The sequence below is a fragment of the Bradyrhizobium sp. genome (assembly GCF_049581145.1).
In the GTDB taxonomy this organism is placed as follows: Bacteria; Pseudomonadota; Alphaproteobacteria; order Rhizobiales; family Xanthobacteraceae; genus Bradyrhizobium.
This window is the reverse complement of sequence record NZ_JBAURI010000074.1, coordinates 1-8,140: the sequence shown is the minus strand read 5'-3', so window position 1 is coordinate 8,140 and position 8,140 is coordinate 1. Positions and strand designations below refer to the sequence as shown.

The following is an 8,140-nucleotide window of genomic DNA, read 5'->3' as shown; positions in this document are numbered from 1 at the left end:
GTCGAGATGTCCGCAAGATCGCCGCGCCGCGATTGGCCGCGGATGGCGCGGTTGCGGGCGCCCGCGACCCGTTCGCGCAGCGTCACTGCGGTTTCGCCCTTCAACACGCCGCGCGAGGACTCCGTCAGCTTCAGCGCGCCATAGGCCTCGCTGTCGGCGCGAAGATGTCCCATTGCGAGCAACTGGCGGATCACGGCACGCCATTGCTTCTCATTGAGCTCGCGGCCGACGCCGAATACCGACAATTTGTCGTGTCCGAACTGAATGACGCGGTCGGTCATGCGGCCGACCAGGACGTCGATCAGATGCATCGCTCCGAAGCGCTGCCCGGTGCGGTAGACGCAGGACAACAGCTTCTGCGCGAGGATCTTGCCGTCATGGACGCGGGGCGGCGACAGGCAGTTGTCGCAATTGCCGCAACCTGCGTCTTGCAGGGATTCTCCGAAATAGCCCAGCAGCCGGCTGCGCCGGCAATGCGCGGTCTCCGCGAGCCCGACAAGCGCATCCAGCTTGCCGATCGATACGCGCTTGAACGTATCGGAAGCGGTGGACTCATCGATCATGCGGCGCTGCTGCACGATGTCCGACAGGCCATAGGCCATCCACGCCGTCGACGGCTTGCCGTCGCGTCCGGCGCGGCCGGTCTCCTGATAATAGGCCTCGATGCTCTTCGGCAGGTCGAGATGCGCCACGAAACGGACGTCGGGCTTGTCGATGCCCATGCCGAACGCGATGGTGGCGACGATCACGATGCCGTCCTCGTTGATGAAGCGATCCTGGTTGCGGGCGCGCACGCTCGCATCCAGACCGGCGTGATAGGGCAACGCGGTGATGCCGGACGCGGTCAGCGCGGCAGCAACGTCCGCGACCTTGGCGCGCGACAGGCAATAGACGATACCGGCGTCGCCGGCGTGGCGCTCGGCGATGAAGGCCTTGAGCTGGGTCACCGCGTTCTGCTTCTCGACGATTTCGTAGCGGATGTTCGGGCGGTCGAAGCTGGAGACGAATTGCGGCGCGCCGGCAAGCCCGAGCCGCTCGACGATCTCCTTGCGCGTGAGGTCGTCGGCGGTGGCGGTGAGTGCGATCCGCGGCACCTCGGGAAAGCGCTCCGCGATCACGGACAGGCCGGCATATTCCGGACGAAAATCGTGCCCCCATTGCGACATGCAATGGGCTTCGTCGATGGCAAACAGCGCGATCCTGGCCCGGCCGAGGAGCGTCAGGCAGCGCGGGTTGAGCAGCCGCTCCGGAGCGACATAGATCAGGTCGAGATCGCCTTCGATCAGCCGCCGCTCGACCGCCGAGGCTTCCTGGAACGACAGCGTGGAATTGAGCACCGCCGCCTTGACGCCGGCCTCGATCAGTCCCGCGACCTGGTCGCGCATCAGCGCGATCAACGGCGAGACCACGATGCCGCAACCGTCGCGCAGCAACGACGGCAATTGATAACATAGTGACTTGCCGCCGCCGGTCGGCATCAGCACCAGGCAATTGCCGCCGCCCGTGACATGCCGGACGATATCCTCCTGCGCGCCGCGAAAGGCGGTCAGGCCGAATACTGAACTCAGAAGGGAAAGGGGATCGGAGCTGTCGGACACGCGATGACGGCGGAGTTGGGCCGGGCCCTGGCCCGATTTCTCCCAATTTAGCGAGGTTTGTCTTGAACCGCCACCCTGTCCGCGAGATCAAATGCCCGCCTGCCGCCTGCCTGGGCCCCGGCCTGTCGCGGCGTTTCTGCCACCTGGGGAGCGATCGAGCGCATCGAGTCGGGCCGATTCTGCGTCACTCTCGCCGGTCCGCTAATTGATCCGCCCGCGCTTCCTCGCCAAGAAAGCCGAGCCAATTCCTCAAAAGGATCGTCGCAGTGCTGCCGGCCGGGACATCGGGACGAAGCATCAGTCCCGGCAACTCCGCCGCCAACATCGGATCGCGATCGATGCGCGCGCGCCGTTCGAAGTCCATCAGATGCTGCTCCGTCGCCGCATCGAAATAGCCGGCGGGAATCGCGGGATAGAGGTCGCGTTCGCCGCTCAGGAAGCGGGCGAGGTCGCGCATATATTCCCGTTGTAGCGACGAGGCGTCATATTCCGGATGACCCTGAAGGAAGATGAAATGACTATTGTGCCGGCGGGCGAAGATGTCGACGCCGGCCTCGTCCGAGCTGGTCAAGACCCGGTAGCCGCGCGCGGCGAGTTGGTCTGCGCTCAGTGCATTGAAGCGGGAATGAGGGACCTTGATCCTGGCGGGAAGATCGCGGGTCAGCCAGTCATCCCTGAGCTTCGCGCAATCGTACACCCCGGAGCATTTCGTGCCGAGCCTTTGCCGCTCGATGCCGTCGAGATGCAGCACCGCGGCATGGGCGGCGAGGCAGGAAAAGATCGTCGAACGGGTATGGTTCTGTGCCCAGTCGATGATCCCGGTCAGTTCCTGCCAAAACGGCTCCTCGGGCAGGTTCAGCGCGTTGGGCTCGGCACCCGTCACGATCAATCCATCAAAGCGCAAATGGTCGAGTTCGGCGATGTCGGTATAGTCCCGGTCGACATGGCATTGCGCGGACGGTGAACGGGTGACCGACGGCAGTGAAAAACAATGAAAGCGGATCGGGGTGCTGCCTGCGGCCGTACGCAGCAGGCGCATGAACTGCCGCTCGGTCGCCTTCAACGCGCTGTCTGGCATGTTGTTGATCAGCCCGATCGTCAACTCGATCTGTCCGGAGTGCTCGCATTCGTCCTGCGCAGGCGACAGCGCCGGACTTGCGACGGTCGGACGTTTGTCAAACAGAAGCGGCATGTCCGCCATCACCGCTCTATTCGGCGGCGTCAAGCCGTGCCTGCTGTGCGCAAGCGGCGGCAAGCGCCTGGTCGATGTCCTCGATGATGTCAGAGACGTGCTCGATGCCGATCGAAAGCCGAATGGTTTCCGGCAGCACGCCGGCCAGGCACTGCTGTTCGACCGACATCTGACGGTGCGTGGTCGATGCCGGATGACAGGCCAACGACTTGGCGTCGCCGATATTGACCAGACGCGTGACCAGCTTGAGCCCGTCGTAGAATGCCTTGCCGGCTTCGAGCCCGCCCTTGATGCCGAAGGTGAACAGCGACGACGCGTTGCCGTTCAGGTATTTCTGCACCAGCGCATGATAGGGACTGTCCGGGAAACCAGCATAGTTGACCCAGGCGACGCGCGCGTCGTTGCGCAGGAATTCCGCGACCTTGCGCGCGTTCTCGACGTGGCGCTCGATCCGCAGGGCCACCGTCTCGATGCCCTGCAGCAACAGGAAGGCATTGAACGGCGAGAGCACCGATCCCATGGTGCGCTGATAGACGCTGCGTGCACGCTCGATGTAGGCCTTGGGTCCGAAACGTTCGGCATAGACCAGGCCATGATAGGAGGGGTCCGGCTGGTTGAAGCCGGGAAAGCGCAGCGCCTGCTCTGCCCACGGGAAGCGTCCGCTGTCGACGATGGCGCCGCCAAGCGTGGTGCCGTGGCCCCCGAGGAATTTCGTCAGCGAGTGAACCGCGATGTCGGCGCCGTAATCGAACGGCTTCAGGAGCATCGGCGTCGCAACCGTGTTGTCGACGATCAGCGGCACTCCGTTGCGATGCGCGACCTCCGCCAGGGCCTCGATGTCGCAGACGTTGCCGGCGGGGTTGCCGATGGTTTCCGCGAATACCGCCTTGGTGTTATGGTCGATCAGCCGCTCGATCGCATCCGGCTGGTCGCTGTCGGCGAAACGTCCGGTGATGCCCTGGCGCGGCAGCACGTGGCCGAGCAGCGTATGCGTCGTGCCATAGAGCTGGGGAACGGAAACGATATTGCCGCCGTCGTCGGCGAGGTTGACGAACGCGAAATGCAACGCGGCCTGGCCTGTCGCGACCGCAAGCGCGCCGACGCCGCCTTCGAGTTCGGCGATACGCTTTTCCAGCACGGTCGTGGTGGGGTTGGCGATCCTGCTGTAGCGGAAGCCGTCCGCTTCCAGGTTGAACAGTGCGGCGCCGTGATCGGCGCTGTCAAAGGCGTAGGCGACGGTCTGATAGATCGGGACGGCGACGGCTTTGGTCGTGGGGTCGGGATCGTAGCCGGCGTGAATGGCGATCGTCTCGTTGCGCATCATCGACCTCCGCTTGGACGTATCGGCTTGTCCGCATCCCGCACTCTTGAGATGCGTTTGACGCCGATATCTTGGTAGAGACGAGCGACGAAACGGGCAATAATTCGCGCCAAGATTGAGGAAATAACCCTAACGAAATCGGGGCAATTGATAGAATTTGAATCGATCGCCGGGCGCAAGTCAGCCGACGGCGCGCCGGATCTGTTCACCAATCTGGGACACGACCAGCCGGGCCTGCGGCAGGACCGCGCCGAGTGCGTGAAAATTATGGATCATGCCGTCGTGGCAGACATGTTCCACGGCGACGCCGGCCGCCAGCAGCTTTCGCGCATAGGCGTTGCCCTCGTCGCGCATCGGATCGAACTCCGCGGTGTGGATGATCGCGGGCGGAAGACCGGCAAGGTTGAGGGCACGGAGCGGCGAGATTCGCGGATCGGCCGGATCTGCGTCGTCAGGCAGGTAGTCGGCGAGATCGGCTTCCAGCGTTGCCCGCTCGAGCAGATGGTTCTCCGCAAACGCCTCGCGCGACGGCGAAATGTCCTCGAAATCAAGCACCGGACAGATCAGGCATTGCGCCGCGATCGCCGGGCGCTCCGTATGCTGGCAGACTACCGCGGCAAGGGTGGCGCCGGCGGAATCACCGCCAACCACCAGCCTCTTGGCGTCTATGCCGAGGGAGGCCGCCTGGCGTGACACGAATTCGGTCGCGGCGATCGCGTCGTTGATCGCTGCTGGGAATTTATGTTCGGGCGCCAGCCGATAGTCGACCGATATCAGCCGGCAGCCGGTCGCTTGCGCAAGCGCCGCCGCAACGCGGTCATGGGTGTCGATGCTGCCCGCAACCATGCCGCCGCCGTGGAAGAAGATGAAGCCCGAGGCAGGCTCATCCTGCCCGCCTGCGGGCACGTAGAGGCGGTAGGCAATGTCACCCGCCGGACCCGGCAATGTTCCGTCACTCGCCGTCACGTCGGGTGCGTCGGCCCGGGCGAACTGCATCAGTTTTGCCAGCGACTGGCGGCGCTCGTCCGCGGTCGGCCTCGTCCTTTCGGCAGGGGCTGCCGCGGTCACCATTGCGAGCAGGCGCTTGGCAAGAGGATCGAGCGGCATGGCGGGCTCCGGTTAACCAAGGCACCCTATGATTGTGGTCGATGAACTGCAAATCGATCACTATCGGCAGTGGCCCGCAAGGAAATCTTGTGGGGGATCCCGATAGGAATCCTCGGGCAATTTCGATATCCTGGCGCCATTGTGCACGGCAACAAAGACCAATGCGTGGGAGTTGAACATGGCTCCGGCAATCAAATCTGTCAGCTATTCGAAGACCGGCCATTCCAGGATGAATTATCCAAAGACCCGTTATTCAAAGACCAATTATTCAAGGACTTGGACGTTCTTCGAGGGCGACTGGCACGAAGGCAATGCGCCGATCATGGGACCGCGCACGCACGCGGCTTGGCTCGGCTCGGTGGTGTTCGACGGTGCCCGCGCCTTTGAAGGCACTGCCCCCGATCTCGACCGCCATTGTGCCCGGGTCAATCAGTCCGCGACCAATTTCAAGCTGAAGCCGATCGTCGAGACCGGCGCCTGGATCGAGCTCGCGCGGGAAGGGATCGCGCGCTTCGATGCCGGCGCCGAGCTCTATATCCGGCCGATGTATTGGGCCGAGAATGGCAGCGGCGGCGGCGTCCTGTTCGACCCCGAGACCACCAATTGGTGCCTGTGCCTTTACGAGGCGCCGATGCCGCAGCCGACCGGCCTCGCCATCACGCTGTCGCCGTTCCGCCGGCCGACCATGGAATGCGCGCCGGTCGATGCCAAGGCGGCCTGCCTTTATCCGAACAATTCGCGCGCGCTGATCGAGGCGGCTTCGCGCGGCTTCAATAATTGCCTGATGCTGGATCTGCTCGGCAATGTCGCGGAATTCGGCAATTCGAATGTCTTCATGGCCAAGGACGGCGTCGTCTATACGCCGGCGCCGAACGGGACTTTTCTCAACGGCATCACGCGGCAGCGGGTGATCGATCTGTTGCGCGGTGATGGCGTGACGGTGATCGAGACGACCTTGCGCTATGAAGAGTTTCGGCAGGCCGATGAAATCTTCTCGAGCGGCAATTTCGCCAAACTCGCGCCGGTCACCCGGATCGACGACCGCGCGCTGCAGCTCGGGCCGTTCTATACGCGGGCACGCAAACTGTACTGGGATTTCGCACACGCCGCGCGCTTGGCGGCGTGAGAGTGAGATCAGGGCCCGTAGAGCACGAGTTCGGTGTCGCTGAGATCGGCCAGCCGCGGCGGGTGCGGTCCCCTGAAATATTTGCGGCCGCGCTTTTCGGTGTAGAGGCCGATCAGGCCCGGCAGCGGTCCGTTGGAATCGAGCAGCACCGAGATTTTTCCCCGTCGCAGCAACAGCGCGCCAATCGCGCCGGCGCAAGTGACGAAATCGGCGACATCGCGGCAATAGATCAGTTGCATCGCCGGCGGCGCGATCCAGCCGCGCCGGATGCGCATCGGCAGCAGGATGAACGGAAATGCGCCGTTTGGCGTGCGGCAGACCAGGCTGAGGCAGCCGCAGGCGGCGTGCCGGGTCAAGAGCGCGACCTCGCCGGCCGCCAGACCTTCAATCGGGGTTGCGTCGGGTGCGACGATCTCGACGGTCGTGCCGGACGTCGCCGGTGTCAGCGCGGGCACCGAGAAGAACAACCCCTTGCAATAGGGCTTGAAGCCCTGGGCCTCGATGATCGGCCAGGTCCAGGTCGCGGGACTGATATTGAGATAGGTCACTTCCTTGTGCCGCTGCGCGATCTTGGTGAGCATCGGCGCGTAGTTGCGGAAGGCCGGCTCGACCAGCCAGCTCGACAGGTTGCAATGGATCGATGTTTCACCGCCGCTGTCGCGCGCGGTATACAGCAGCAGCAGCACGCCGACCGGCATGCCGTCATGGTCCAGCATATAGCCGAAGCGCGGATAGCCCTGCGGCACGTCGCGGACCGCCTGACGGCGCAAGCCCTGCATCCAGTAGTCGCGCGAGCGGCCGGCGAAGCCGCGTGTCAAGAGGTCGGCAATCGCGTCGACGTCGGATGCCGTGATTTCGCGGCACCGGATCATTGGCCTGTGGGTCATGGCGCCCAATCGCATGATGCGCGTCTTACCGCCAACCTTCGATGTCGCCGCCGGCAATCGCGTGCCGTGACAGGCTGAGCAGGTCGCGGACCTCGCGCGGCCATTTCGCGGGCCGCGTGCCGTGGGTGTGGAACATGGCGACCGCGAGTCGATCCATGCCGAACGCCACGCAGCCGGTGTGGGCGGCCTCGCCCTGGGCATCGCTGATGCCCCAGGTAGTGCCGAAATGATCGCGGTGATGGTTGAAGCTCATGCAGGCGGTCGGCTGCTCCTCGGAGCGCAGCGGGATCAACAGCTCGAATTTCAGCGATTGCTGCTTCTGGCTGACCGCCTTCATCTGGCCGACGCGGCCGAAGAACGGGTCGCTCGCATGGTCGACCCGGAACGTCAGGCCGAGATCGCGGGCAAGCGTCTGGGCGCGTGCCATCCAGCGCTCGCGAAAATCCGAGACGTCGTCCGGGCTGCCGATGCAGACATATTCGCGCATCCGGAACGACTGCAGCCGGTCGAGATGACGCGACGGCTCGCGGCGGAAGCAATCGGCCGCTACGTCGAAGCGCAGGCCCCCTTGGGGAAGCCGGCCGCGGCTGGCCGCGATCGGATAGACCGGATAGCAGGCGGCCGGCGACAGCACGAGATCGGCCGGCGACAGCGACGTGGTCCAGTCGCCGCCGGCATCGAAGCGGCTGACGGCTGCATTGATCTCGCGCTCGGTGCCGTGCAGGCCGCAAACGCAACCTAGCAGGTTCGGGAAGCTCTTCAGGTAGCCCGACTTTTCGAGCTGGGCGCGGCTCATCACTGGCGGAAAGCGCATGACCTCGGTGTCGGGCTCGCGATGTCGCGTGATCAACGCGGCGAGCCGTTCCACCACATCCTCATAGAGCGCGGTGCGGGCGTAGACGCCGTCGG

At 64.3% G+C, this 8,140-nt stretch carries 7 protein-coding genes; 1 reads left to right on the top strand and 6 read right to left on the bottom strand.

Features of this window, described 5'->3' with window-relative positions; genetic code table 11:
* The 4 genes from recQ to WCB02_RS02115 all read right to left on the bottom strand — a co-directional run.
* On the bottom strand, positions 1-1,598 hold a 1,598-nt coding region (recQ, locus tag WCB02_RS02130), incomplete at its 3' end, for a DNA helicase RecQ (protein ID WP_423955852.1).
* Positions 1,599-1,782: 184 nt separating this feature from the next.
* Positions 1,783-2,790, bottom strand: a complete 1,008-nt coding sequence (metA, locus tag WCB02_RS02125; RefSeq protein WP_423955850.1) for a homoserine O-succinyltransferase MetA — start codon at positions 2,788-2,790, stop codon at positions 1,783-1,785.
* 16 nt (positions 2,791-2,806) lie between these two features.
* Positions 2,807-4,111, bottom strand: a complete 1,305-nt coding sequence (locus WCB02_RS02120; RefSeq protein ID WP_423955848.1) for an O-acetylhomoserine aminocarboxypropyltransferase/cysteine synthase family protein — start codon at positions 4,109-4,111, stop codon at positions 2,807-2,809.
* 180 nt (positions 4,112-4,291) lie between these two features.
* A complete protein-coding gene (locus WCB02_RS02115; protein ID WP_423955845.1) occupies positions 4,292-5,218 on the bottom strand; it encodes an alpha/beta hydrolase in 927 nt (308 codons plus the stop codon).
* Between the two features lie 229 nt (positions 5,219-5,447).
* On the opposite strand from WCB02_RS02115, the gene WCB02_RS02110 reads away from it, so the two are divergent.
* Complete coding sequence (locus WCB02_RS02110) at positions 5,448-6,344, top strand: branched-chain amino acid aminotransferase (protein ID WP_423955854.1); 897 nt, start codon at positions 5,448-5,450, stop codon at positions 6,342-6,344.
* 8 nt (positions 6,345-6,352) lie between these two features.
* On the opposite strand, the gene WCB02_RS02105 is transcribed toward WCB02_RS02110, so the two are convergent.
* Complete coding sequence (locus WCB02_RS02105; RefSeq protein ID WP_423955843.1) at positions 6,353-7,231, bottom strand: acyl-CoA acyltransferase; 879 nt, start codon at positions 7,229-7,231, stop codon at positions 6,353-6,355.
* 25 nt (positions 7,232-7,256) lie between these two features.
* Positions 7,257-8,140, bottom strand: an 884-nt coding sequence (locus tag WCB02_RS02100; RefSeq protein ID WP_423955841.1) for an amino acid--[acyl-carrier-protein] ligase, incomplete at its 5' end; no start/stop codon positions are given.

Excerpts from the sequence above, each read along its gene's own strand:
- WCB02_RS02115 (WP_423955845.1), bottom strand. The coding sequence starts at position 5,218 with ATGCCGCTCGATCCTCTTGCCAAGCGCCTGCTCGCAATGGTGACCGCG.
- metA (WP_423955850.1), bottom strand. The coding sequence starts at position 2,790 with ATGCCGCTTCTGTTTGACAAACGTCCGACCGTCGCAAGTCCGGCGCTG.
- WCB02_RS02105 (WP_423955843.1), bottom strand. The coding sequence starts at position 7,231 with ATGACCCACAGGCCAATGATCCGGTGCCGCGAAATCACGGCATCCGAC.
- WCB02_RS02120 (WP_423955848.1), bottom strand. The coding sequence starts at position 4,111 with ATGCGCAACGAGACGATCGCCATTCACGCCGGCTACGATCCCGACCCC.
- WCB02_RS02110 (WP_423955854.1), top strand. The coding sequence starts at position 5,448 with ATGAATTATCCAAAGACCCGTTATTCAAAGACCAATTATTCAAGGACT.